A 25,209-nucleotide genomic window follows, 5' to 3' on the forward strand; every position below is an offset into this window, starting at 1 on the left:
GGCCAGGTCGCCCGCTCACCGGGGGTTCAGGATCACGTCCAGCTCCTCGATCGCCTGCCGCTGGATCGCGGTATCGGGCCGCACCTCCTCGAGCAGGGCGCGCGCCTCCGGGTAACGCTTCGCGATCACGAACGCCCGGATCCAGAGCACCTTGCGCTCGGACGCGAAGAGGGTGTTAGGCATCTCGCGCTCGTAGCGCTGGAGCGCCGCGATCGCCCGGTCCGCATCGCGCGCCTGCAGCGCCTCGGTGACCGCATCGAACAGGGCGATGTCGTGATTGCTGCCGGGCCCGTCGATCTCGATCTTGAGCTTCTCGATCGTCTCGGCGGCGACCGGCGCCGGCGCGCGCTCCCCCCGGTCGCGCGGCGGCACGCGCGCGCGCCGCTGGGCCGGGGCGCTCTGCCGCGGCGCCTCGACGGGCGCCGGGGCCGCCGGCGGCGCGACGGGCGGCGCCGGCGGCTCGGCGGGCGGCGCCGGCGGCGCCGGCGGCTCGGCGGGCCGGCGCGGCGGCATGGCGGCGACGAGCGCGGGCACGAGGTGCCTCACCTCCTGCGGAGGCGGCGGCTCCGGGGCCCGGAGCGCGAGCCAGGCCGCCCCCGTGGCCGCCGCCGCCGTGGCCGCGACGGGCGCGGCGACGCCCAGGGTCGGCAGCTGGACGAGCTTCGCGAGGCCCTTGAGCCACGTCGCGGCGTCGCTCAGCGCCTGGCCGACGCCCCCGGCGGCCTTCCCGGCGCTGCCCGCCTCGAGCGCCCCCACCGACTCCTGCACGCCGCGGAGGATCGAGACCCGGACGTCGTCGGGCACGCGCGGCGAGATCCGCGCCGTGGCGAGGAGCGCCGCCAGATCCAGGGGCAGCACGAGGCGAAAGCCCTCCCTCTTCCGGTCCTCGCGCCGGCGCTTCACGACGATGTCGTGGAACAGGCGGATGGCGCGCGCGCGCCACTTGTACGCGGTGGACAGCGGGATGCCGCGCTGCTGCGCGAGATCCGCCATCGGGGTGCTGTGGAGATCGTGCCCGACCAGGATCCAGTGCGCGTCGGCGTCGAGCTGCTGCATGAGCTCCAGCACGACGAGCCGCTCCTGATCCGAGATCAGAAGCTCTTCCGAGGTCTTGGCGGGGTCGACGAGGGGAGGGAGCTCCTCGTCGGGCACGAGCTCTTCGTAGCGGTGCTGGGCCCGCTGCAGGTAGTGCGAGGCCGTGTGGACCGTGATCCTGTTCAGCCAGCGCTCGGGCCGGGAGATCTCGGGGTTGTATTTGTTGAAGCTGAGGTACGCCGCGAACAGGACCTCCTGCGCGAGGTCCTTGCGATCGCGCAGCGGGACCCCCAGGCCCGTCAACCAGCGCCCTACGAGCGCGGAGGTTTGCTCACGAAAGAGAAGCTCGAAAGCGCGCTCTTTCTCGGGTGGGCCACCTTGGCCCGGACGTCGAGGTCTTGTCATACACAAGTCCAGTTCCGGGCACGGACGGGAGATTGCCGCCCGAAGCAGGCCACGCGGGACGGACGGGGGGCCGGACGGCTGCTCACGGGCGTCCGGAGGCCGGAAATGCGGCAGAATCCTCGCGACAACGGGGCGCCTGGGCGCTCCGAATCCATCCGATTATCGAATAGCATTCTGAAGTACAATTCATGCCGAGAATGAGTCGTGCTGCGCCCAGGTTGCGGCGCGAGAGGCGCCGGGACGCACCGCTGGCCGGGGATTCCGGGTGCGCCCGCGCGCGATTCGAGGCAGGCTGCCGCCCCCGCCCCGCGGATCCAGCGCATGAAGCTCACCGACTTCTCTCTCGCATCGATCGCGGCGAGCTCGCGCCGCAACACCATCCGCGACGTCTGGGACAAGCTGAGCCCCCTGCCAGGGGGCAAGCGCCTGTTCAGCCGGCTCATCGGCGCGATGGCCCCGTACACGGGGACGATCCGTGCCGAGGTCGAGGTCCTCGAGCGCGGCCGCGCGGAGGTGTCGATGCGCGACCGGCCGGGGCTGCGCAACCACCTCCGCTCGGTGCACGCCGTCGCGCTCGTCAACCTCGCCGAGCTCACCGGCAACACGGCGCTGTCCTACGCGCTGCCCGATGACGCCCGGTTCATCGTCGCGGGCCTCTCGATCGAGTACGTGAAGAAGGCGCGCGGGACGATCCGCGCCGTCTGCGAGTGCCCTCTCCCGGAGAGCAGCGAGCGCAGGGAGTACGATATCCCGGTGAGCCTGCGCGACGCGACGGGGACCGAGGTCGCCCGCGCCGTCCTCCGCAGCCTCGTCGGTCCGAAGAAGCACCCCTGAGCTCGGCGCCGCGCCGCCCTACGGAGCCCCCCGGCGCTCCCGACCCCTGCATTCCGGCAAAGCGCCACGCGCCGGAGCTCCCTCTGTACTCGAAAGCACCCTGCGCTCCGGCGGAGCCCTAAGCTCCGGAGCAGACGTGTGCTCCAAAGCACCTTGTGCGCCGGGAGCAATCCTGTGCTTCGGAGCAATCCTGTGCCCGTGAGCACACGGTGAGCTCAGCTATCGCCTGGCCTCCCCTGAAGTCTCTCACCCCGTCGCACACCGAGCCAGAGCGCGGACAGGAGGACAGAGGGTTCGAGTCAACGCGCTCGACAAAGCGCTTCCAGGGTGTTTCGATTCTTCTCATGAGGAACCGGTCAACGAGGGTGGCGCTCGCCGCGACGGGGATCAGCGTGATCTTCGCGGCGTGCGGGGGGTCCGATGGCTCGGTCTCCGCCGGCGGAGCCGGCGGGGCGGGTGCCGGGGCCAGCGCGGGGACAGGCCCGGGGAATGGTTCCGGGAATGGCTCGGGGAATGGCTCTGGAACAGGCGGAGCAACGAGCACCGGATATGGCACCGACGGGCCTGGCGAGATCACCACCGGGCCCAGCAGCGGGGCCGGCGAGGGCGCCGGCGGCGAGGCGTCGTGCGCCGGGGAGACGAAGACGGCGGAGCTCGTGCCGCTCGACCTCTACATCATGCTCGACTCGTCGGGGTCGATGAGAGATCGGCTCGCGACGGGCGGCACCAAGTGGACCGCCGTGACCGACGCGCTCGAGGCCTTCTTCACCGACCCCAAGTCGGAGGGGCTCGGCGTCGGGCTCCAGTACTTCCCTCTGCTGAACGCCGGCCAGCCCATGAGCTGCAGGACCAACCAGGAATGCGGCGTCAGCGGGCCGTGCGCGCTCCGGGCCTGTCGCAGCTCGTTCGACAGCCGCACGGGCCTCCAGATCTGCGTCGCCGACTCGGACTGCCCGGACGGCGACGTGTGCATCGACATCGGCGTGTGCTCCCAGAACACGGACATCATTTGCGGTGACATCGGCGCGCGCTGTCCCAACCGCGCGGGCACGTGCAACAAGGTGTCCCGGAGCACCTGCGCGCACCCGTACTCGTGCGTCACCGAGGACTACGCGACGCCCGCCGTCTCGATCGCGCCGCTCGACGCCGCCTGGGCCGACGAGCTCATCGGGTCGATCGGCCGGACATTTCCCGACGGGGGCACGCCCACCGCCGGCGCCCTGTCCGGCGCGATCGCCCAGGCCCGGGCCCACGCCCAGGCGAACCCGACCCACAGGGTCGTCACCGTGCTCGCCACCGACGGGATGCCCACCGAGTGCAATCCCACGTCCGCAGACGGCATCGCGGCGATCGCGGCCGAGGGGCTGGGCGGTTCGCCGAGCATCTCGACCTTCGTCATCGGTGTCTTCGGCAGGGACGACGACGGCGCCCAGGACACGATGAACCGCATCGCCGAGGGCGGCGGGACCACGTCGGCGTACTTCATCGACACGAACTCCGACGTGACGCAGGCGTTCCTCGACGCGCTCAGCGAGATCCGCGGGACGAGCCTCGCGTGCGAGTACCAGGTCCCGGCGCCGTCCGCCGGGCAGACGCTCGATTACGGCACGCTCAACGTCCAGCACACGCCGCCGGAGGGCAACGACCCGTCGACCATCTTCTACGTGGCCAGCGAGGCGCGCTGCGACGCGACCGCCGGCGGCTGGTACTACGACGTCGACCCCACGACCGGCGGCACGCCGACCAAGATCGTGATGTGCCCCGCGACCTGCACCCACTTCCAGGCGGGCGGGCAGGTCCAGCTCCAGGTCGGCTGCAAGACCGAGATCCCGCCAATCAACTGAGCCCTTCCCTCACCTCGCCGGCGCCGCGCGCCCGCTATAGCTCGCCCGCGCGGCCGGCAGCTGGTAGCGCGTGGCGCGCGGCGCGCTCAGGCGTCGAGCGCCGCGGGCCGCACCGTGGCGGACGGGCCGCGGGTGCGCAGCCAGAAGTACGCCGCGGACGCGGCGAAGAGGGCCCCGCAGAGGAACGCGGTCGCGTAGCTGAAGCCGAGGAAGAACTCGAGCCACGAGCGCTTCGCCTGGCCAAAGCTCTTGTAGAGCAGGAGCGCCACGCTCCCGAGGTAGCCGAAGGCGTCGGCCGCGGTGATCAGGAATCCCGCCGTCGCCACCGAGCCCACGGCCGCGATGAGCCGGTCGAAGAGGACGCAGTTGTACGGGACGTACCCCACGTAGAGCCCGAGCCCGACGCTGATCATCCAGGCGACGGGGCCGATGACGCCCGCCTGGTAGAGCGCGGTGCTCAGCCCCGCGAGCGCCGCCCCCGCGACCATGACGCCATGGATCGCGACGAGCGCCGCGCGGTTGTTGCGGATGCCGATCATCAAAGCGACCGAGAGGAGCGCGCCGATCGCCACGGGGATCTCGGCCGTCGTCAGGATGGCCGGCTGGTCGGTGTAGCCGAGGGCGTCCCAGATCTCGCGGGCGAAGTTGTCCCGGAAATCGCGGTAGGCGGTGAGGACGACGTAGCCGAGGACGAGGGTCGCGAGCCCGCCCCCGTTCGCGAGGACGAACGCGCGGCGCGCGGCGCGGTCCATCGGCGCGCGCCGGGTCCGGAGCGCCTCGTCGTCCACCGAGGGCGGCGGGATCTGCGCGAGCATCCACACCGAGAGGAGCAGCGGCGGGAAGAAGAGGGCGCCCGTCACCGCGGGCATCCACACCTCCGGGACCCCCCAGCCGAGCGTGATTTTGCCGACGGTCTTCACGAAGCCGCTCGCGACGATGAAGCTGGCGCAGAGGCCGGCGCCGAGCAGATCGCTCACGCGGCGCCCCTCGAGGAAGCCGAAGACGAGCCCCCAGACCATGCCGAGGGGCAGGCCGTTCAGCACCAGGAAGACGGCGGCGTACGGGGCCGGCGCGAGCCCGAACAGGACGAGCGCGACCTCGCTCACCCCGATGCACGCGAGGATGGCGAGCGCGCGCCGCTCGGGCGGCATCTCGGAGACGACCTTGATGCCAAGGAACTTGGAGGCGCAGTACCCGAGCACCTGGGCGATGATGTAGAGGCTCTTCAGATCGAGCGCGGGGAGCAGCGGCAGCGCGACCATCCCCTTGTACGAGCCGACCGCGAACGGCTTGCGGAAGGCGTACATGCAGAAGTAGGTCGCGAACGCGGCGATCACGGCGAAGGCCGTGAACACCGGCGCAGGGGCTCGCTCGAGCCATTTCGTCACGCTTCGCTGGGCCGGCATGGGAGCTCCGAGGGAGGCGCGAGGGTAATCGCGGCCGCGCGGCGCGCGCATGGATTTTCGGCGAGGAGCGGGCCGGGCTCCCGCCCGCACACGAACACGCGAACCGCGGATCTCGCCGCCGCCTGCCGAGCGTCCGGCCGGTATACCGCGATGGTCACATTTCTCGCCTTCCGCGTTGCTCTTTCTTCTCCCGGCTCGTGTCGCGGCTCGCCCCTCGTCGCATCGCTTTTTCGATCCTCGCGCTCTGTCTCTCGCGCCTTCCGTGGAGCGCCCGCGAGCGTGCGGCGTTCGAGGAAGCTCATCGGCGATCGATGAGGCGGGCTCATCGGCTGGACTGTAAGGCGGCCTCATCCGCATAGCCATGGCCGAGCTCGGATGCCCGAGAATCAACATCTCGGTGAGAAACGCCGCGACGTGACACGGAAAACCGTGTGACATCGTCCGTCGGCTCCCGAGCCACGCTCAGGGGAGGCCCTAATTCATGATGTCGTGACTGTGGCACAACGTCTCTGTGAGACGCTTTGGTCGCTCCGGCATGGGGCGCATCGCACCTCGCAGGGGGCCTCACGGGGCGAAATCTCCCTGAAAACGGAGCGAAATACCGCCCTCGCCGTCCTGGAACACCCCTTGCGATGTCGGATCGCGCCGGGGCGTCGGGGCCCTGGATCTTCAGCCCACGCGGCGCCGGACAGGCACGCACGACAGGCGGCCCGATACGGCTGTCCTCCCGCACGCTCGTGCGTGGTTCGAACGTGGCCCGGATGTGGCCCGGATGTGGCCCGGATGTGGATCGAGCGTCGGCTGGATCACGGGAGAGGAGCGGCCCAGTTTCGCTGCCGTGTCGCTCTCCTCGCAAGAAAGGCGGAGAGTCATGCCGAATCGTCAGGGATGGATCGACGAGGAACATAACGATGGGCCGGGGCGCGACGACGAGCGATTCGGGCCAACCCAGGGTCAGCGAGGCGATGAGCGATATCGTGGCGAGCGCGGAGCGAGCGGGGATGCTAGTTACGGGCATCGTGGCAACTACGAGCAAGTCCTCCAGCAGGACGATCGGCGCCCTTCCCGCGGAGGTCACGATGATTTCCGCGGTCGCGCCGATCAGCGAGAGTCTGTCGGACGCGGCCACGAGGGCGAGCGCGGCGGCGAGGGCGACCCGCGCTGGCGCGGCCACGGCGAACGCGGCTACGAGGGCCGACAGGATCGCGCCTGGGGGCAGCGCGAGGAGGCCCAGCGTGAGGCCTGGGGCGGCCAGCGTGATGACTTCCAGCGAGGAGGTCGAGACGATCTTGGCGCCAGGCGCGGCTTCGGCGGCGGCCAGGGCGGCTTCGGCGGCGGCCAGGGCAGCTTCGGTGGCGGCCAGGGCGGTCACGGCGGCCAAGGTCACTTCGGCGGCGGCCAGGGCGGCTACGGCGGCCAAGGCGGCTTCGGCGGCGGCCAAGGCGGTTACGGCGGCGGCCAGGGCGGAGTCGGCGGCGGTCAGGGCGGCTTCGGTGGCGGCCAGGGCGGCTTCGGTGGACAGGGCCACTTCGGCGGCTACGGCGGAGAGGGATCCGGCCGCGGCCAGGGCGGATTCGCCGGTGGCCAGGGCGTCTATGGCGATGAGGGCGGACAGGGCCGCTTCGGCGGACAGGGCCATCTCGGCGGACAGGGTGGCTTCGGTGGCAGCCAGGGCGGTCATGGCGCCGGTCAGGGCCACTTCGGCGGACAGGGTGGCTTCGGTGGCAGCCAGGGCGGTCATGGCGCCGGACAGGGCTACTTCGCTGGCCAGGGTGGATTCGGCGGCCAGGTTGGCCAGGGCGGCTTCGGCGGACAGGGCCACTTCGGCGGCGGCCAGGGCAGTGAGGGCGGCCTCGGAGGCCAGGGTGGATTCGGTGGCCAGGGTGGATCTGGTGGCGGCCAGGGCGGCTTCGGTCGCCAGGGAGGCCTGGGCGGAGTCCAGCACGAAGGATACGGAGCCCGCGGCGGCCTCCGGCAGTGGGCCGACGACGAGCGTGGCTGGAACGAGCGGCCAGGACAGCAACGCGGGTACGAAGGCCACGAGTCGTCCTTCGGCGGCGATCAGGGCCGTTCCCCTCAGCCCTACGGCGGACAGGGATCCGGCGGACAGGCCGCAGGCGGCCGCAGCTTCCTCGAGACCGTTCGACAGGGCGGCGGGCTCAGCGGCTCGCGTGGTCGCCCGCCCAAGGGGTACAAGCGTTCGGACGAGCGGATCCGCGAGGATATCTGCGACCAGATCTCCGATCAGCCGGACCTCGACGCGAGCGACGTCGAGGTGAAGGTGCAGAGCGGCGAGGTCATCCTCTCCGGGACCGTCCGCGAGCGTCGCTTCAAGCACCAGCTGGAGGCGCTCGCCGAGCGGATCTCGGGCGTGGTCGACGTGCGGAACGAGATCCGGCTCCACCGCGAGCAGCAGCAGGGCGAGGCGAGGACGAGCGCGGGGTCGTCGTCGAGCGAGCGCGCCGCCGCGAGCACGAGCGGCGTCACTGCGGGCTCCGCGACCTCCATCGGCGCGACGTCATCCCCGGAGACGAAGAACAACGAGTCGCGCCGAAACGCCTCCTGAGCTCCGGCGCGAATGGCCCAGGTGGGCGGGCCGCCGCGCGACGGTCGATCGCGGGCCGAGCGCGCGGCACACGTGGCGGCGGCGACAAACGGGTTGAAGCCGCACGCAAACAGCGAGAGATTGGGACGCCAGAAGACGCCAGGATGCCAGAAGACGCCAGAATTTTATTGTTCTCTTGGCGTCTTTTGGCGTCTTCTGGCGTCTTCTGGCGTCTCATTCTCGTGGTTGCCAGTCCGTTCGGCGTTCTAGCCGCCGCAGCCGCCGTGGGTGTCCTCTCCGCCGCCGCCTGCATTGCCCCCACCGCCTTCGTTGTCCCCACCGCTCCCGTCGCTCTGATCACTGCAGCTGACCACCCACAACCCGGTCGGCCCGTCGCAAGTGGCACTCACTGTGCCACACGCGCTCTTATAACTGCACGGCCCCACGCTGTAATAGGCACTGCAGTCCGTTCCATTCTCAGGCTCTAGACTGGGACACGCTGTGCAGTGCTCGACCCACACGCCGTCGGTGCAGGTGACGCTGCAGGGGGAGCAGGCGTAGTCGCAAAGCTCGCCCTCGTTTGAGCAGCGCGCCCCCGGCGGAGCGCCCCCTCCTGAGAAATCACACGCGACGGGGGTGTCGCCACCGGTCGAGGCGCTGGACGACGTGGTGTCCTCGGGCGTGCCGCCGGCGCCGCTCGATACGCTGGAGGACTGGGTCTCGTCGGGCGTGCCGCCCCCCGAACCGCCGCCGGCAGGCTGCTCGACCGCGTCGGAGCAAGCAAACACAGGAAGCAGCGCGAGGGGAATGAGCCATCGGAGAAAGGTCTTCATGCCACCCCCTCAGCAACGGATGTGCCACTGAGAATCGCGGATTTCTCAGCGTGAAACGATGAGACCGCGCCAAAATGAGCCGCTTGCTGCCGTGTCGATGGCACATCGGGCGGCGTGCCTGGCGGCGTCGGGCCGTGTCACGGCGGCGGCGGCTCCGGCGGCAGCGGCTCCACCTCCTCGGGCGCTGGCGGCGACGGTGCTGGCTCGCCGCCCGCCATTCCGCTCCAGGAGCGCATCCTCCACGCCCTGAATTTTCCTGCCACCGCGAGCAACAGAAGGCGCCGGAGGCCATCGGGACATGAGATCGATCGGAAGGCTCGGGAGCGCCGCTGCCTGGGGGTTCGTCATGCTGTGCGCGGGCGTCGCGTCGGCGGCCAGCGCGCCGTCCTGGGAGAGCGCGCCGCCGATGATCACCCCCCGGGGCGAGCATACGGCCACGGTGCTGAAGGACGGCAGGGTGCTCGTCGCGGGTGGATACCCGGAGCTGGACGGACCGCCCTACACGACGAGAGAGGCGATGAGCCTCAAGGCGGTCGAGATCTATGACCCGGCGACCGGGACATGGTCGCCCGCGGCGCCGCTCCTCCAGGCCCGCAGCGGACACGCGGCCATCCTGCTGCCAGACGGCCATGTCCTCGTGGCCGGCGGCAGGATGATGAACGCACAGGCCCAGGGAACCTCCCTGTCTTCGGCCGAGATCTACGACCCGATGAGCGACACCTGGACGCCTGCAGGGCCGCTGTCGATAGCCCACCCCGCGCCCTCGATGATGCTCGCCGGCGGCAGGCCGGTGCTCGTCGGGCTGGCCTGGCAAGACGTCTACGACGAGTTCGATGGCCAGTTCGTGCTGCACTATTACCAGAACGCAGCCATCTACGACCCGGAGTCGCGCGGCTGGACGGACCTTCCGCACTGCGACGCCGTGGACCGGTGGGTGAGGCTGCCTTACAGGCCCCAGCCTGTGAGCGCGACCCTGCTCCAGGACGGCCGCGTGATGGTGGCCGGAGGCGGCTGCAGCCTCTATGACCTGGAGACCCAGCTCTGGACCTGGGAGCTGGGCGCCGTGAAGCCGACGACCGAGCTTGCGTATCCCGGCGCGACGACGCTCCCGGGCGGCGGGGTCCTGGTCGTGGGAGGCACCCTCCCCGCCGGCTCGGCCCCGGAGATTCACGCCTTCTCGCAGCTCTACCTGCCGCAGGACGACCGCTGGGAGCCGACCCCGGGACCGTATGCTCCGGCATCGAGCCCGTGCGGGCAGGACTCCTCGGGTATCCAGGGGATGCGCACCTCGCTGCTCCCGAGCGGAAAGGTGCTGTTGACCGGAGGCGTGGAGCCCTGCAGGTCCGCGGGCTCGACAGCGTCCGTCGTTCCTTTCTATGCGACCCAGGCGCTCTTCGATGAGGCGACCCTCTCCTGGTCGAGCCTCGACCTGGCGCCGCCCGTGACCATGGCGCGCGCCTACCATTCCTCGACGCGGCTCAACGACGGCAGCGTGCTGATCGCCGGCGGCTACGTCGATGCCGCGACCGCCACGGCGTCTGCCGTGGTCTTCCGCGAGCGCTCGCCGCTCGGCGAGGGCTGCGACGCCGACAGCGACTGCGGGAGCGGCTTCTGCGCGGACTCGGTCTGCTGCGACGCGGCCTGCGCCGGGCCCTGCGACGCCTGCACGGCGGCCTCGGGCGCGTCGCAGGATGGCGTCTGCACCCCCCTCACCGGCGTCGCCTGCGACGACACGGAGGCGTGCGTCGTCGGGGGTGTTTGCGAGGCGGGCGCGTGCGTCGACGGCGCGGCCGCGCCGGACGGGACCCCGTGCAGCGACGGCGACGTGTGCTCCGCGGCCAGCGCTTGCGTGGGCGGGGCCTGCGTGGAGTCGAGCCTCGCGGTGTGCCTGCCCGTCGATGACTGCCATGAAGCGCCGGTGTGCGACCCCGCGGCGGGGTGCGCGGCGCCCGCGTCCGCGAAGCCGGACGGTGCGCTCTGCGATTTCCCGGGCTCCGCCGAGGGCTGGCAGGCGACGGGGCGGATGGGCGTCCTCCTCAACCTGCCTGCGGCCACGCTGCTCCAGGATGGGACGCTGCTCATGATCGGGTACGGCGAGACAGGCAATCCGCCGCGGTGGAACGATGTCTGGCTGTGCTACGACCCGAGCACGGGCTCGTGGCAGCCCCCCGAAAAGATGAACGTGTCGAGGCGCCCGTCGAGGCTCGTAACGCTTCCGGACGGGACGGTCCTGGGGATCGCCAATAGCGTGCTCCGGCGCCCCTCGCAGACGGTGCGATTCGACCCTGCGACGGGCGTCTGGGCGCCGGCCGCGCCCACCCTCGTATCGCGCCAGATGACCGACGCGACGGTCACGCCGCTTGCGGACGGCCGGGTGCTCGTCGCCAGCGGCGACGGCAACGTCGACGGCGGCGGAGAAAAGGTCGAGATCTACGACTCCGTCACGGACACGTGGACCCTGGCAGCGCCCATGAACGTTCCGCGAAGCCGCGCCAGGGCGACGTTGCTACAGGACGGCAGGGTCCTCGTCACCGGCGGTGACAGGCAGTCCCAGAGGATGAGCGCGGAGATCTACGACGCGGCGACCAACACGTGGACACGCGTCGCCTCGATGCGCTGGAGTCGCAGCTCACACGAGGCGACGCTGCTCCTGGACGGCCGGGTGCTCGTCCTCGGGGGACGAGGAAGCGGCGGAGACAACATGAAGACGGGCGAGATCTACGATCCGGCGAGCGACACCTGGACCTCGACCGGAGAGATGGTCGAGCAACGGGGGTACCCCAGCGCGGCGCTCCTCGCCGATGGCAGGGTCCTGGTGATGGGCCTCCCGTCCGCATCCGGAGCCAACGACGGTGCCTTCGCCGCCGAGCTCTACGACCCAGCGAGCGACACCTGGACGCCCGCGCCGGCGCTTGACGTGATGCATCAGAGTGCCGTGATGGAGCGGCTCCACGACGGCCGCATCCTGATCGCCGGCGGCGGTACGACGTATCAACGTCTCGACCATGCGTGGCTCTATGTCCCAGCGCAGCCGGCGTCGCCCGGGATGTGCCAGAGCGGCGCCTGCGTGCCCGGCGGAGGCGGGGGCGAGAGCGCTGGCGCGGGGGGCGGCAGCGACGGCGCAGGTGGCGGCACCACGGGCGAAGGCGGCGGGGCCGTGAGCGGCAGCGGCGGTGCAGGCGGCACGGCCGCGGGCGGCCACGGCGGAGGCGGCGACGCCAGCGGCGGCGGTGGCGGCGCCGGCAACGGCGTAGGCGGCGGCGACACCAGCGGTGGTATCGGCGGTAGCGCCAGCAGCGGTGTCGGTGGTCATCCGGACGGCAGCGGAGGTGATGCCAGCAGTGGCGTGGGTGGCAATCCAGGCGCTGGCGGCGGCGACGTTGGCAGTGGCATCGGTGGCGATCCAAGCGGCGGAACCAGCGGCGGGGGCGACGGGGGCGCTGGCGGCGACGACGGCGCTGGCTCGGCCACCTCCTCCTCGGGCGCCGGCGGCGACGACGCAGCTGCCTCGGCCACCTCCTCCTCGGGCGCCGGCGGCGGCGACGCCGCTGCCTCGGCCACCTCCTCCTCGGGCGCCGGCGGCGCCGGCGGCGACGCCGCGTCGAGCACCTCCGCTTCGTCCGCCAGTGCCGGCGGCGGAGGCGGAGGCTCGTCCAGCGCTACCGCCGCGAGTTCTTCCTCCGGCGCTGGCAGCTCAGGCGACACCGGTGTCACCACCACCGGCAGCGCCTCCTCTTCCGGCGGCGACGCCGGCAGCCCCGACAGCAGCAGCGGGTGCAGCATGAGCGGCGACCCGACGCCGGCGGGCACGGCGGCCGGCTCCGCGTGGCTCGGCGCCCTCGGCCTGCTCTGCTGGTCGCGGCGCCGGACCCTGAAGGGGAAAAAACATCCTCCGAGTCCACGCCGCCCGCCGTTCCGCTCCAGGAGCGCGTCCTCCACGCCCTGAATCTTCGCGCCACCGCGCGCAACAGAAGGCGCCGGAGGCCATCGGGGCATGAGATCGATCGGAAGGCTCGGGAGCGCCGCTGCCTGCGGGTTCGTGGCACTGTGCGCGAGCGTCGCGTCGGCGGCCACCGCGCCTTCCTGGGAGAGCGTGCCGCCGATGATCACCCCGCGGGGCGAGCATACGGCCACGGTGCTGAAGGACGGCAGGGTGCTCGTCGCGGGTGGATACCCGGAGCTGGACGACCCGCCCTACACGACGAGAGAGGCGATGAGCCTCCGGGCCGTCGAGATCTGCGACCCGGCGACCAGGACATGGTCGCCCGCGGCGCCGCTCCTCCAGGCCCGCAGCGGACACGCGGCCGTCCTGCTGCCAGACGGCCATGTCCTCGTGGCCGGCGGCAGGACGAGGAACGCAGCGGCGCTGGGAACGTCCCTGCCTTCGGCCGAGATCTACGATCCGATGACCGACACCTGGACGCCCGCAGGGCCGCTGTCGATACCCCACCCCGCGCCCTCGATGATGCTCGCCGGCGGCAGGCCGGTGCTCGTCGGCCTGGGCTGGGACAAGGCGGATCGCAACATGGACGGCGTGGCCGACCTGCGTTATTACATGAATTCGGCCATCTACGACCCGGAGTCGCGCGGCTGGACAGAATTGCCGTTCTGCAAATCCGTGGACCGGTATGGGGACTACGGGCCCAGTCCCGTGAGCGCAACGCTGCTCCAGGACGGCCGGGTCATGGTGACAGGAGCCGGCTGCAGCCTCTATGATCTGGAGACCCGGATCTGGACCTGGGAGAACGGGGCCGTAAGGCCGACGACCGAGCACGAGGCCCCCAGCGCGACGACGCTTCCGGGCGGCGGGGTCCTGGTCCTGGGAGGCATCGGCGCCGGTCCGGGCCCGGCTGATCCCGCCTTCTCGCAGGTCTATTTCCCGCAGGACGATCGATGGGCGCCGACTTCCGGGTCGTATGCTCCGGCCTCGACGCCGTGCGCTGTGCGCGGCTCGGGCATCGAGGGAATGCGCACATCGCTGCTCCCGAGCGGAAAGGTGCTGCTCACGGGAGGTGTGGAGCTCTGTTTTGCGCAGGGGGCGAGGGACCCCATCCATCCCTTCTACGCGACCCGCGCGATCTTCGACGAGGCGACCCTCTCCTGGTCGAGCCTCGATCTGGAGCCGCCCGAAACCATGGCGCGCGCCCGCCATTCCTCGACGCGGCTCAACGACGGCAGCGTGCTGATCGCCGGCGGCTACGTCGACGCCGCGACCGCCACGGCGTCTGCCGTGCTCTTCCGCGAGCGCTCGCCGCTCGGCGAGGGCTGCGACGCCGACAGCGACTGCGGGAGCGGCTTCTGCGCGGACTCGGTCTGCTGCGACGCGGCCTGCGCCGGGCCCTGCGACGCCTGCACGGCGGCCTCGGGCGCGTCGCAGGACGGCGTCTGCACCCCGCTCACCGGCGTCGCCTGCGACGACACGGACGCGTGCGTCGTCGGGGGTGTTTGCGAGGCGGGCGCGTGCGTCGACGGCGCGGCTGCGCCGGACGGGACCCCATGCAGCGACGGCGACGTGTGCTCCGAGGCGAGCGCTTGCGTGGGCGGGGCCTGCGTGGGGTCGAGCCTCGCGGTGTGCCTGCCCGTCGACGACTGTCATGAAGCGCCGGTGTGCGACCCCGCGGCGGGGTGCGCGGCGCCCGCGTCCGTGAAGCCGGACGGCGCGCCCTGCGACTTCGCCGGTTCCGCCGAGGGTTGGGAGGTGACGGGGCGGATGGGCGTCCTCCTCAGCCTGCCTGCGGCCACGCTGCTCCAGGATGGAACGCTGCTCATGATCGGGTTCGGCGAGACAGGCAATCCGCCGCAGCCGGGCAATGTCTGGCTCCGCTACGACCCGAGCACGGGCTCGTGGCAGCCGCCGGCGAAGTTGGACGGGCTGAAGCTGCCGTCGAGGCTCGTATCGCTTCCTGACGGGACGGCCCTGGGGCTCCCCGATCGCCCGCTCCGGCGCCCCTCGCCGACGATGCGATTCGACCCTGAGACGGGCGTGTGGACGCCGGCCGCGGCCAGCACCGGGCCGCGCCTTATCACCCGCGCGACGGTCACGCCGCTCGCGGACGGCCGGGTGCTCGTCGCCGGCGGCGACAACAACGTCGACGCTGGCGCAGAAAAGGTCGAGATCTACGACTCCGTGACGGACACGTGGACCCTGGCGGCGCCCATGAATGTCCCGCGGAGCCTCGCCACGGCGACGTTGCTGCAGGACGGCAGGGTCCTCGTCGCGGGCGGAGACGAGGACTCCCCGACGGTGAGCGCGGAGATCTACGACGCGGCGGCCAACACGTGGACGCGCGTCGCCTCGATGAACTGGAGCCGCCAACAGCACGCGGCAACGCTGCTTCTGGACGGCCGGGTGCTCGTCGTCGGGGGACGCGGAGGAAGCAGCAGAAGCAACCTGGAGATGGCCGAGATCTACGATCCGGCGAGCGACACCTGGACCTCGACGGGAGCGACGGTCGAGCCACGGTACTCCCCCACCAGCGCGGCGCTCCTCCCCGACGGCAGGATCCTGGTGACGGGCCTCCCGTCCGCATCCAGAGCCAATGACGGTGCCTTCACGGCCGAGATCTACGACCCGGCCAGCGACACCTGGACGCTCGCGCCGGCGCTGGACGTGAGGGATCAGAGCGCCGTGGTGGAGCGGCTCCACGACGGCCGTATCCTGATCGCCGGCGGCGGTACGAGCTATCAACGCCTCGACAACGCGTGGCTCTATGTCACAGCGCGGCCGGCGTCGCCCGGGATGTGCCAGAGCGGCGCCTGCGTGCCGGGCGGCGGCGGAGGCGAGAGCGCGGGCGCGGGGGGCGGCAGCGACGGCGCCGGCGGCGGCACCACGGGCGAAGGCGGCGGGGCCGTGAGCGGCAGCGGCGGTGCAGGCGGCACGGCCGCGGGTGGCCACGGCGGAGGCGACGCCAGCAGCGGCGGCGGCGGCGCCAGCAACGGCGTAGGCGGCGGCGACACCAGCAGTGGCATCGGCGGCGGCGCCAGCAGCGGTGTCGGTGGCCATCCGGACGGCGGCGGCGGCGATGCCAGCAGCGGCGTCGGCGGCAGCGCCAGCAGCGGCATCGGCGGCGACGTCAGCGCCGGCGTCGGTGGCAATCAAGGCGCCGGCGGCGGCGACGGTGGCAATGGCACCGGTGGCAACCCAGGCGGCGGAACCAGCGGCGGGGGCGATGGGGGCGCTGGCGGCGAAGGGGGCGCTGGCGGCACGGCCACAGGCGGCCAAGGCGGTGACACCAGCCATCAAGGAGGCGCCACATCCACAACGACCAGCGCGGGCGGCGATGACTCCACGACCACCGGCGCTGGCGCGACGGGCACGCAGAGCAGCGGCGGAGGTGAGCTCCCGAGCGCAGCAGCGGGCTGCGCCTGCCGCACGGCGACTGGCCCTCAGGAGACACCGGCCTGGCTGCTCGCCCTCGGGGCGCTCGCCGCCGCGCGGCTGCGCCGGCGCCTCATAAGGCCCCGCCGCGCCGCCTGAGCTCTCGAGAGCACGTGCGCCCATCGCACCGTGGCTCGTCCCCACTCCCCCGGATCATCTCGTCCTCGCAAGAGCCAGGCGCATGCCGATGGCCGACCTCGGGCATGCGCCCGCAGCGCCGCGAGCCTCGCGTCCGCCCCCTCGCGTCCGGTTGACTCGACTCGGTGACTCATCGACCATGTCGTCCATGGTCCCCTTCGTTGCCTTCATTCCGCTGTCGAACTGGCTGCGGGGCTTCGATCGCTACGGGATGCGTTACTCGAAGGCGTTGATCCGTGAATCGACCTTCCCCGACGCTTTCTACATGCTGAAGGAAGACGAGCCCTTTGCGCCCGGGCTCGAGAAGGCGCGGAGGCTCGTGACGAGGCTCGGGCGGCCGAAGGATCGCGTCGTGGCGCTGCGGGCGCGGCTCCCCGTCGGGCCCGACGCGATGCGCCCGAACGACGTGACGGGCACGGGCATCGGCTGGCGCTGGCCGTCGAGCGACATCCCCTTGAGCGGCGTGGCGTGGGTCGATGCGCAGGGCGCCCTCGTCCCCACCCGGCACGAGGAGATCACCGCGGAGGCCTTTCGGCTGGAGGACGCCGGCCTCGTCGACTGGGCGAAATGCCGGCCGCGGAGCATCTCGGTGCTGCCCGTCGCGAATGCTTGCCAGGCGCGTTGCGCATTCTGCTTCTCGAAGGCGAGCGTCTCGGATCTCGCGCGCCAGCAGAGCGCCACGCTGGAGCGCTACCTCGACTGGGCGAGGCGCGCGAAGGAGCGCGGCGCCGAGCGCGCCGTCATCACCGGCGGCGGCGAGCCGACGTTGCTCGATCCCGAACGGCTCCGCGCGCTCGTTCGTGGCCTGTCCGAGCTCTTCCCGAAGACCCTCCTCATCACGAACGGCGCGCGCCTCGACCTCGCGCAGGTCGAAGAGCTCCGGGACGCAGGGCTCACCACCCTCGCGGTGAGCCGGCACGGCGTGACGCGCGAAGACGACGCGCGCATCCTGGGGATCGAGGTCGACTCCGGCGCGCTGGGGGGCGCGCCGGGCCTCCGCACGCGGGCCATCTGCGTGCTCCAGCGCGGCGGCGTCGACGAGGCCGCGAAGGTGCGCGCCTACCTCGAACGGAGCGCCGGAGAGGGGTTTCAGGAGGTGTGCTTCAAGGAGCTCTACATCTCGAGCCTCTCGGAGAACCCGTGGGCGCCGAGCGCGGCCAACCGGTATTGCGAGGCAAACCAGGTGCCTCTCTCGCTCGTCCTCCACACGCTCACGGAGCTCGGCTTCGAGCGATGCGCGGAGCTCCCGTGGGGGAGCCCGGTCTTCGAAGGAACCATGAGAGGCCGCGTGCTCCGCGTGGCGGCCTACACCGAGCCATCGGTCGGCTGGGAACGGACACATGGCATTGTCCGCTCGTGGAACGTGATGGCTGACGGGTCCTGCCTCGCCTCCCTGGAAGATCCGAGCTCCACATTATGAAGCACGAAGCGTTCCTCGCGCGCCGCGCCGAGCTCAAGGCCACGCGTCCTTCGCTCGTCGATCTCTCGGAGCTCAACGTTTACCGGAGCCTCGCGCGTCTCTTCCCGGCCATCGCGCCCTCGACCCACCCGGAGGCGCCGTATCGCTGTCACCTCGCGGAGCGGTTCCTCGCGCACATCGAGCTCCCGCTGGCGCTCAAGCCACGCACGCAGGTCAGCCACGGTATCCGTCGCTCGCTTCGCGCGTTGTTCGAGCTCCTCGCGAAGCGGGAAGGGCGCGTCGGCGTCCCCGCCGACGTCTACCCCGTCTACCAGCAGCTCGCGGCCGAGGCGGGAGCGACCCTCGTCCCGTGGAATGCGCGCCTCGGGTTACCTGTCCTCGACGGGCTCGACGCGGTGTTGATCTGCGAGCCCCTGAAGCCGTGGGGCTCGCACCTGTCGCCGCTCGAAGCGGCCCAGCTCCGGCGCTGGGCGCGCGCGGACGAGCGGCGCATGTTGATCCTCGATTCGGCCTATGCGACGCCGCCGACGGAGCAGGCACGGGCGCTGCTCGACGACGAGAGCGCGATCCTCCTTGCCTCGCTGTCGAAGGGCTGGCTCATCCCGGATCACGCGGGGCTCTGCATCGTGCCCGAGCGTTTTCGGAAGGAGGCGCGGGACGCCTTCGCGAAGCTGCCGAAGGACGAGCCGCGGGTCCGCATCGGGTACGCGGCGCTCACCGAACATTCCTCGCGTCCGCGGGAGGTCGGCGCGCTCCTGAGCGAGCGCGCGCGCAGGCTCGACGCGCTGACGAGCGGGAGGCCCGATCTGAAAGCTTCCCGGTGCACCGGCTACTTCGCGATCTCGGCGAGGTCGTTCGGGGAACTGCTCGAGCTCGGGATCCTCGGCGTGCCAGCGCCGGTCTTCGGCGGGCCCGAGGACCTCAGCGTGCTCTCGAGCCTCGAAAGCCAAGGAGCTCGCTGAGCCACGGCGCTCGAGGCACGGATAAATTGTTGATATGGCGTCGCCCTTCATGAGGGCCGCACGGGGTCGTCGCTCCCCTCGATGCGAATGGAGAGGAGCTGGCGCTCATCGACGCTTCTCCCGAACGGTCGGGCGCTCATCGCTGGCGGCAGGTACTGAACGACGACGTGGAGCAGACGCCAAAGCTTCGCGGCGACGGCATCGGCGGAGCTCTTCGCGGCGTCGGGCACGCCCGCCGCCGCGATCGACATCAATGTAGAGCTTGAGCGGCGTCGCCTGGCGCAACGCGTCCACCACGATGGGGACCCGGCTCATCGGCATCTGGAGCAGATGGACGTGGTGCTCGGCACGGCGGCGCGCCAGAGGTAGTCGGATACCAGCGCCGCGTCATCCGGGGTAATAGTCGATGCCCACCGCGACGAGTCCGCCCCCGCTCGGCGGGTCGCACGAAGAGCCATACACCCGCGCGGAGTTGGGCTTGTCGGAGCCTCGCGTCAGCGTCGCCAGGAGGACCCGATACACCTCGGAATCCAGACCTGCTCCCCGCTGGCACCCCATTGCGAGTGGCTGCAAGTAGCACAAGCTTACCACGAGGTGCTCCCGCCCGATGGGCGTACTGGGTGTACGAGATCTGGAGTTGACGATGAATAAGGACATGGATGAATCTTTGCACGCCGCGGCGGAGCCGTGCGGCGACGAATTCAACGAGATCGACCTTGCTGCTCTGAACCCTGATCAGGAACACATCCGGAAGATCGGGAAAGAGGCGGTAAAGTCCGCGATGCTGTCGGTCGCAGACCTGCGCGAGGGACGGAGGCGCCACGACTCGCTCACCCTCAGCGAGTGGACTGACTTTAACGCCGCGCCGAGGCCCGGCGTACTGCCGGAGGGCTAGCGACAGCGCCGTTCCGAGGAAATATGCCCTCTCTGAGGTTGGGATGGGCGCGCGCTGCTGTCCGGAGCCCCCCTTCCTCGCAACCACACTCATCATGGAGAACGCCTGGATGGCCCCCGTCGTAAGACTGCCCATCGCAACCGACCGATCTCACGCCGTCCCCATATCGACATATGTGGTGAAGGTAGTGAGTCGCTGTAATCTCAATTGCAGCTATTGCTACATGTACAACCTGGCGGATCGGACCTACGTGTCCCAACCTGCGCTGATTCGCGAGGACGTCACGGGGGCGTTGTCGAGGCGCATCATAGCGCACGCGGCCCGGCACGACGTTCCGACCGTTCACATCATTCTGCACGGCGGGGAGCCGCTCTTGCTCGGCAAACGCCGCTTCCGCGGGTGGGTGGAGCAAGTCAGGGGCGCGCTGGAGGAGGCCGACGTTCGCTCACACTTCAGCGTCCAGACCAACGGTGTGCTGATCGATGACGAGTGGATCGATCTCCTCGCGGATCTGTCCATCAACGTAGGCCTCAGCATCGACGGCCCGAAGCGCTTTCATGACCGCCACCGAGTGGACCACCAGGGCGCCGGGTCGTTCGACGACGTCGTGGCGGCGATCCGGCGCCTCCAGGCGCACCCGAGGGGGCCCAGGATCTTCGCGAACGTGCTCGCTGTGATCAACACGGACATCCCACCTCGGGAGATGTTCGAGCTGTGGCAGTTCCTCGACGTCCCGGGCATGGAGATCAACCTTCCGCACGCGAACCATGAGAATCGGCCGCCGACGGGAGCGATGCCGTACGGGGACTGGATGATCGAGCTCTTCGACCTCTGGTTCGAGCAGAATCGGCCCGATCGACACGTGCGGTATTTCGAGAACATCCTGCGCCTCTTGTTCGGGCATCCGATGAGCACCGACAACATCGGCGGAAGACCTGCCGGAGCGATCATCGTCGAGACCGACGGAAGCATCGAGCCGACCGACGCGTTCAAGTGCTGCGAGCACGGGCTCACGAAGCTGGGCATCAACGTGCTGCGCAACGAGTTCGATGACGCGCGTCGGTCGCCGATCGTCCGTGCGCTGCAGGGCGGCGTCACGGCGCTCTGCGCGACATGCCACGCCTGCGATCTGCGGGACGTGTGCGGAGGCGGATACATGCCGCATCGCTTCAGCCGGGAGCGGCGGTTCGACAACCCCTCCGTCTACTGCGAGGACCTGCAGAAGCTCATTCGCCATATCCGTCAGCGCGTCATCGAGTCGCTGCCCCCCGAGATGATCGCAGCGGTCCGTCCGAGCGCGGTCCGTCCCTGAGGGGACAGATCCACGCCGGCCGCAGAGTCCAGCCGCGTCCAGATCTGGTGTGCAAGGCAGGCCAGAGCCCGCTCGACCACGATCACAGAGAGCCCTGACGAAAACGCTCGCTCACAAGAACTCGCTGCCAGGGACGACGGCTCGCGAGGCGCGCAGATAGTTGAGTGGCATGTGATCGGCCAACGAATAGCGAAACGGGAGGGGCTTCAACAGGAACGGGGGCACGACCTGCTTCGCGAAGCATTCCACGGGTCCCAGGTCGGGGAGCAGGGCGCGAGGGGAGAACTGCTCACCGAGCCAGGCAAAAGCGCTGAAGAGCATGGCGAGCCCCCCAACGCGCACCTGGCCCACGCTCGGCCCTCCATGGCTGATCCAGCCCGTAGGCGAAGACCTGTACTCTTGACCAAAGTGCTCGAAGATCCCTGCCGTGCGCGGCGGCAAGTGCGGTATGATGTCTCGGCGATAAACGTGCCGGAAGAGTTTGTCCCCGAACTCTCTCTGGAACTTCGTGGCAAACGCCCGGTCGCCGACCATCGGCTGGCCGAATGTGTAGATCCCGCGCAGCAGGGGCCGCAACTCGCGGAGGTCCTCGTCCGAGTAGATCAGCGCCGCCGCGAGGACAGCGAGCGCGCCGCCCAGGCTGTGGCCAGTAATATAGAGAGCCTCCATCTTGAACCGGAGCGCGTCCTCGAGCGCCCCCACCACGGACCGTAGTCTCGCCTTCTGACGATGCTGGGCATCGTGCCTCGACAAAGGCGACGCCCCGTCACAGGGTGCACAGACATCCTCCTTGGAGAACTCCGGAGCGCAGTGCTTTCTCAGCGCATCGCGCTCCCATGCGTGACAGATGGATTCGCCATTCCTGGCGGCAAAAAGGTAGTGCTTCACGCGCTCCCATACCGACAGGACGCCGCTATAGAGCGATTCGCGATTGGGTTTGGTACAGACCGTGCCCCTCGAGCTGGGCGTTGGCGGATCCCGAGCGCGACTTTTGCGAGGCGTGCGAGCCCGCGGCGCACGGCTCCGAGGCGTGCCCCTGCGCTGCGGTCTGGGACGAGGAGGTCGGTCGAGGTAACCCGCATGGCGGAACCAGCCTTCGGCGTCCTTCGGCGTCACCTGGTGGAGGGCCCTGTCCATCGCGTCGAGCACGCCCACCACGGTCCGCTGCCCAGCGGTGCGGAGGGTCTGCTTGATCTTGCTGCCACACTCTTCCACCGGCGAGAAATCCGGCGAGTAAGGCGGCAGCGGGTGGTAGTCGGCACCCGTCGCCTCGATGGCCGCGCGGACCTCGGGGTATAGATGTGGCTTGAGTCGATCCACGAGCACGATGTCGCCAGGCCGCAGCACCGGAGCCAGATATTCCTGGGCGTACGTCTCAAATCGAGGACGATTCATGGCGCCTTCGAAGACCACCGGCGCCACCACCCCCTGCAGCCCCAGCCCGAGCACCAGCGTCAGGTTCGGGTCCGCGTTCGCCGGCGCCTTGCCGTAGGCCCGCTGCCCGCTCAGGGCGTAGCCATAGAGCCGGGTCATGCCCAGGTTGGCGCCGAACTCGTCGACGAAGATCAAGCGGCGCGCATCTGTGGTCCCCGCCCAATTTTGAAAACTCGCGCGGGCCTGTTGAACGTCCGGGCGGTCTTGCTCGCTGGCACCCAACGTCCTTTTTTTCGGGTGATCCCCATCCGGTGCAGCGTACGGCTCATCGTCGAGACGCTGACGTGCACATGGTGACGCTGCTCCATCTGCTCGATCAGTTCCGCCAATGTCCGGTCGTTCTTCTCTTCCAGCAGCTTAATCAGTGCCCGCTCGTCCGTCTCGTCGAACTTCCGTGGCGTGCCGCCGCCGTGCGGACTCGGCGCGAGGTCGCCCGTGGCGCGCAGCTGCGTGAGATAGTTCTGCACCGTGTTCGGGGCGACCTCGAACCGCTCGGCCAGCTCCCGGATACTTCCTTCACGGTTCTGGTAGGCGTCGATGATCCGCTGCCGCAGATGGATGCTGTACGGGCCCATGCGGTAGGCAGCAGCATCAGCGATGCCACCGTCCCGCCCGACCATGCTCAGCTTGTACCAAGCTCAACTGCAAATCGCTCTAGAAGCCGCCGTGGACACGCCCCGCAGCATAGAACGAATCCGGCTTGATATTGATATTAGCCAGCCAATTAATCACGGGATGCAGCTGCGATCCACGAAAAACGAGAATCCCCACTCGCCCATCCCTGCTCTGGATGAAGTGCATGCGCGAATCCATGAGAAAACCCTGATTATTAAAATCAATTGTAACGCACACATTCGGCAATCCGCGTCGATCCAGCATCCGGAGAATTTCCTCGCCGTCCGAGTACCCCCAAGCCGACGCGGCAGCGAGGAGGGATGCAGCAGCGTGGTCGTATGAACCCGGGCTCACGCCCACGAGATCGTCGACGAGGTCAACGGTTTTCACGCGTGCCGCTGCAGCCGCCCACTCCTCCGGAAGAAGTGCAATTGCACGCTGAAGCGTATCAATGACGCGGGTGTCGTCGACGCTGCTCGACGCGCCATGATTTGGCCCACAATGCTTGTCTTTCATCGCTCACCTCGCCCCTCGTCCAGGTTCGGCCGGCGTTCGTTATGGAAGCTGCGACGAGCACGCGCCGCCGCCCGGAGACGCGCGTGTCGTCGCTCGGGCTCCCGTCGGCGTGAGCCGCACCTCCCATCACCAGCGCTCATCGTGCGCTGGTTCGATTCGCACAGCAGCCTTCGCGCCGACGACGCGCCCCGCGCCCACCGGCGCCGTCAACCCCACACCTCAAACTACCATCGCCTCCCCCCTCTGCAACCACCTGAGCGCGGCGGCGCGCCTGCGGAGAACCTGCCATGCCTTCCGACGGCAGGACGTGAGTACCCGGACCAGAAGATCACGCGCGCCCGCAAGAGTTGGAGGAAAGAAGGACCAGGGCGATTCGAGAATACCGAAGGTGTTGTGCGATTCCGGTAGGCTCCCGGGGAGAGAGCTCGTCGCGCGGGACGGGGCCGGGCGGCTCGCGAGAGGCACCTGTCCAGGCATGTCAAGTCTTTTCGGCGACACCCCGGGCGACCGAATTTGGCCCCATCCCTCCCCTCCTTGTGATCCTATCGGAGACGCCGGTCGCGGGCGCCGCATCCTGCGCCCTGCCCGCGTCTGCCTATGGCCGAGGTGCTCGCCGCATCGCTCGCGTTCCCTGCCGTGATCTTCACGGTCGCGCTCGCGCTCGCGCTCATCTACTGGCTGTTCGTCCTCCTGGGCGCGGTCGACCTCGACCTGCTCGGCGGCGCCCACGGCCACGCTGCCCCCGACCTCGGCGGGCTCGAAGGCGCCGCCAAGGGCGCGCTCGAGGGTGCCGCCAAGGGCGCGCTCGAAGGCGCCGTCAAGGGCTCGCTCGAAGGCGCCGCCAAGGGCTCGCTCGAGGGCGCCGCGACGGGCACGGCGGACGGGGCCGGCGGCGCGCATGACGCCGGCTCGCTCCTCGCCGCGCTCCAGCTGCACCGCGTGCCGGCGACCGTGTCGCTCACGCTGATCGCGGCGTTCGGCTGGTTCACGAGCGCCCTGTCGACGGTGCTCGTCGAGCCGCTCTGGCTCGGCTGGGGGCTGCCTCGCTGGACGCTCGGCCTCGCGGTGCTCGCCGGCTCGCTCGTCGCGGCCGTGCTCTCGACCTCGCTCGCGGTGCGGCCGCTCGGCCCGCTGTTCGTGACCCGGCACGGCCAGTCGAAGAAGGACCTCGTGGGCCGCGTGTGCGTCATCTCCACCGGGCGCGTCGACGAGCGCTTCGGCCAGGCGACGATCGACGAGGGCGGGGCGAGCCACATCCTCGACGTCCGGTGCGACACGCCCGGCGCGCTCCGCCGGGGCGACCGCGCGCTGCTCGTGAGCTGGGACCCGGACCGGGAGATCTTCAGCGTCGAGCCGCTCGACGCCCTCCTCGGCCCTCCCCCTCCCCTGGCCGAGCGGGGTGCGTCCCGCGTGGAAGCACGCCCGGCCGGCGTCGAGGAGGACGACGCGCCCGCGGCGCGCGCAGCGGACGAGCGGCAGCGCCGCGGCTGAACGCCGGCGCGGGCGCCGCCGCTGAACGCCGCTGTCGGGCGGGCGGTTTCGTGTACGCTCGTCCCCTAGGGGGCGTCATTCGGCCCCCGACCCGGCTCTGAGCGGGCCTGGCCGTCCGACCCTCACCGACGTGAACGCGGGGGCCG

Annotated in this window: 18 protein-coding genes; 10 read left to right on the top strand and 8 right to left on the bottom strand. The window is 70.3% G+C overall.

Features of this window, described 5'->3' with window-relative positions:
• Window positions 1-15: 15 nt before the first annotated feature.
• Window positions 16-1,338: a sigma-70 family RNA polymerase sigma factor gene (locus tag WME97_RS28350; RefSeq protein WP_437541902.1), complete on the bottom strand. Its 1,323-nt coding sequence runs from the start codon at window positions 1,336-1,338 to the stop codon at window positions 16-18.
• A 423-nt stretch (window positions 1,339-1,761) separates the two neighbouring features.
• Between WME97_RS28350 and WME97_RS28355 the strand changes: the two genes are divergently transcribed.
• Window positions 1,762-2,274: a hotdog fold domain-containing protein gene (locus tag WME97_RS28355; RefSeq protein WP_437541905.1), complete on the top strand. Its 513-nt coding sequence runs from the start codon at window positions 1,762-1,764 to the stop codon at window positions 2,272-2,274.
• Between the two features lie 344 nt (window positions 2,275-2,618).
• Window positions 2,619-4,118, top strand: a complete 1,500-nt coding sequence (locus WME97_RS28360) for a hypothetical protein (protein WP_437541907.1) — start codon at window positions 2,619-2,621, stop codon at window positions 4,116-4,118.
• Window positions 4,119-4,204: 86 nt separating this feature from the next.
• Here the strand turns inward: WME97_RS28360 and WME97_RS28365 are convergent, their stop codons facing one another.
• Window positions 4,205-5,524 (bottom strand): DUF5690 family protein, encoded by a 1,320-nt coding sequence (locus tag WME97_RS28365; protein WP_437541909.1) that lies wholly within the window; start codon window positions 5,522-5,524, stop codon window positions 4,205-4,207.
• 322 nt (window positions 5,525-5,846) lie between these two features.
• A complete protein-coding gene (locus WME97_RS28370) occupies window positions 5,847-7,565 on the bottom strand; it encodes a hypothetical protein (protein ID WP_437555685.1) in 1,719 nt (572 codons plus the stop codon).
• Between the two features lie 171 nt (window positions 7,566-7,736).
• On the opposite strand from WME97_RS28370, the gene WME97_RS28375 reads away from it, so the two are divergent.
• Entirely contained in the window at window positions 7,737-8,090 is a 354-nt protein-coding gene (locus tag WME97_RS28375) for a BON domain-containing protein (protein ID WP_437555519.1), read from the top strand.
• A 245-nt stretch (window positions 8,091-8,335) separates the two neighbouring features.
• On the opposite strand, the gene WME97_RS28380 is transcribed toward WME97_RS28375, so the two are convergent.
• A complete protein-coding gene (locus WME97_RS28380) occupies window positions 8,336-8,902 on the bottom strand; it encodes a hypothetical protein (protein ID WP_437541912.1) in 567 nt (188 codons plus the stop codon).
• 298 nt (window positions 8,903-9,200) lie between these two features.
• Here WME97_RS28380 and WME97_RS28385 point away from each other — a divergent pair, with 298 nt between their 5' ends.
• From WME97_RS28385 to WME97_RS28400, 4 genes are all read left to right on the top strand, one after another.
• On the top strand, window positions 9,201-12,848 hold the full coding sequence (locus WME97_RS28385) for a Kelch repeat-containing protein (RefSeq protein WP_437541914.1): 3,648 nt from the start codon (window positions 9,201-9,203) through the stop codon (window positions 12,846-12,848).
• Between the two features lie 48 nt (window positions 12,849-12,896).
• A complete protein-coding gene (locus WME97_RS28390; RefSeq protein WP_437541917.1) occupies window positions 12,897-16,379 on the top strand; it encodes a Kelch repeat-containing protein in 3,483 nt (1,160 codons plus the stop codon).
• Between the two features lie 178 nt (window positions 16,380-16,557).
• Window positions 16,558-17,838, top strand: coding sequence for a radical SAM protein (locus WME97_RS28395; RefSeq protein ID WP_437541919.1), 1,281 nt, complete (start codon window positions 16,558-16,560; stop codon window positions 17,836-17,838).
• On the top strand, window positions 17,835-18,800 hold the full coding sequence (locus WME97_RS28400; protein WP_437541920.1) for a hypothetical protein: 966 nt from the start codon (window positions 17,835-17,837) through the stop codon (window positions 18,798-18,800). Before WME97_RS28395 ends, WME97_RS28400 begins: the two co-directional genes overlap by 4 nt.
• Before the next feature lie 47 nt (window positions 18,801-18,847).
• Here the strand turns inward: WME97_RS28400 and WME97_RS28405 are convergent, their stop codons facing one another.
• Window positions 18,848-19,030, bottom strand: a complete 183-nt coding sequence (locus WME97_RS28405; RefSeq protein ID WP_437541922.1) for a hypothetical protein — start codon at window positions 19,028-19,030, stop codon at window positions 18,848-18,850.
• A 413-nt stretch (window positions 19,031-19,443) separates the two neighbouring features.
• Between WME97_RS28405 and WME97_RS28410 the strand changes: the two genes are divergently transcribed.
• A complete protein-coding gene (locus WME97_RS28410; protein WP_437541924.1) occupies window positions 19,444-19,695 on the top strand; it encodes a hypothetical protein in 252 nt (83 codons plus the stop codon).
• Between the two features lie 94 nt (window positions 19,696-19,789).
• The gene (locus WME97_RS28415) at window positions 19,790-21,007 is read left to right on the top strand and encodes a radical SAM protein (protein WP_437541927.1); all 1,218 of its coding nucleotides are present in this window, start codon (window positions 19,790-19,792) and stop codon (window positions 21,005-21,007) included.
• A gap of 111 nt (window positions 21,008-21,118) precedes the next feature.
• Here WME97_RS28415 and WME97_RS28420 read toward each other — a convergent pair whose 3' ends face one another.
• The 3 genes from WME97_RS28420 to WME97_RS28430 are packed head-to-tail and all read right to left on the bottom strand — an operon-like array spanning window position 21,119 to window position 23,572.
• Window positions 21,119-22,576 carry a transposase gene (locus tag WME97_RS28420; protein WP_437541929.1) on the bottom strand — a complete coding sequence of 486 codons (1,458 nt, stop codon included), beginning with the start codon at window positions 22,574-22,576 and terminating at the stop codon, window positions 21,119-21,121.
• On the bottom strand, window positions 22,573-23,061 hold the full coding sequence (locus WME97_RS28425) for a helix-turn-helix domain-containing protein (protein ID WP_437541932.1): 489 nt from the start codon (window positions 23,059-23,061) through the stop codon (window positions 22,573-22,575). Before WME97_RS28425 ends, WME97_RS28420 begins: the two co-directional genes overlap by 4 nt.
• A 34-nt stretch (window positions 23,062-23,095) precedes the next feature.
• Window positions 23,096-23,572, bottom strand: coding sequence for a hypothetical protein (locus WME97_RS28430; RefSeq protein ID WP_437541934.1), 477 nt, complete (start codon window positions 23,570-23,572; stop codon window positions 23,096-23,098).
• 597 nt (window positions 23,573-24,169) lie between these two features.
• Here WME97_RS28430 and WME97_RS28435 point away from each other — a divergent pair.
• Window positions 24,170-25,063, top strand: a complete 894-nt coding sequence (locus WME97_RS28435; protein WP_437541936.1) for a glycine zipper family protein — start codon at window positions 24,170-24,172, stop codon at window positions 25,061-25,063.
• Window positions 25,064-25,209: the final 146 nt, after the last annotated feature.

This window comes from Sorangium sp. So ce367 (assembly GCF_051520455.1).
In the GTDB taxonomy this organism is placed as follows: domain Bacteria; phylum Myxococcota_A; class Polyangia; order Polyangiales; family Polyangiaceae; genus Sorangium; species Sorangium cellulosum_B.

What these genes read in the sequence shown, in the direction of transcription:
- WME97_RS28415 (WP_437541927.1), top strand. Translation starts at nt 19,790, where the DNA reads ATGGAGAACGCCTGGATGGCCCCCGTCGTAAGACTGCCCATCGCAACC.
- WME97_RS28365 (WP_437541909.1), bottom strand. Translation starts at nt 5,524, where the DNA reads ATGCCGGCCCAGCGAAGCGTGACGAAATGGCTCGAGCGAGCCCCTGCG.
- WME97_RS28400 (WP_437541920.1), top strand. Translation starts at nt 17,835, where the DNA reads ATGAAGCACGAAGCGTTCCTCGCGCGCCGCGCCGAGCTCAAGGCCACG.
- WME97_RS28385 (WP_437541914.1), top strand. Translation starts at nt 9,201, where the DNA reads ATGAGATCGATCGGAAGGCTCGGGAGCGCCGCTGCCTGGGGGTTCGTC.
- WME97_RS28355 (WP_437541905.1), top strand. Translation starts at nt 1,762, where the DNA reads ATGAAGCTCACCGACTTCTCTCTCGCATCGATCGCGGCGAGCTCGCGC.
- WME97_RS28395 (WP_437541919.1), top strand. Translation starts at nt 16,558, where the DNA reads ATGTCGTCCATGGTCCCCTTCGTTGCCTTCATTCCGCTGTCGAACTGG.
- WME97_RS28390 (WP_437541917.1), top strand. Translation starts at nt 12,897, where the DNA reads ATGAGATCGATCGGAAGGCTCGGGAGCGCCGCTGCCTGCGGGTTCGTG.
- WME97_RS28430 (WP_437541934.1), bottom strand. Translation starts at nt 23,572, where the DNA reads ATGAAAGACAAGCATTGTGGGCCAAATCATGGCGCGTCGAGCAGCGTC.
- WME97_RS28410 (WP_437541924.1), top strand. Translation starts at nt 19,444, where the DNA reads ATGAATAAGGACATGGATGAATCTTTGCACGCCGCGGCGGAGCCGTGC.
- WME97_RS28380 (WP_437541912.1), bottom strand. Translation starts at nt 8,902, where the DNA reads ATGAAGACCTTTCTCCGATGGCTCATTCCCCTCGCGCTGCTTCCTGTG.
- WME97_RS28360 (WP_437541907.1), top strand. Translation starts at nt 2,619, where the DNA reads ATGAGGAACCGGTCAACGAGGGTGGCGCTCGCCGCGACGGGGATCAGC.
- WME97_RS28435 (WP_437541936.1), top strand. Translation starts at nt 24,170, where the DNA reads ATGGCCGAGGTGCTCGCCGCATCGCTCGCGTTCCCTGCCGTGATCTTC.
- WME97_RS28425 (WP_437541932.1), bottom strand. Translation starts at nt 23,061, where the DNA reads ATGGTCGGGCGGGACGGTGGCATCGCTGATGCTGCTGCCTACCGCATG.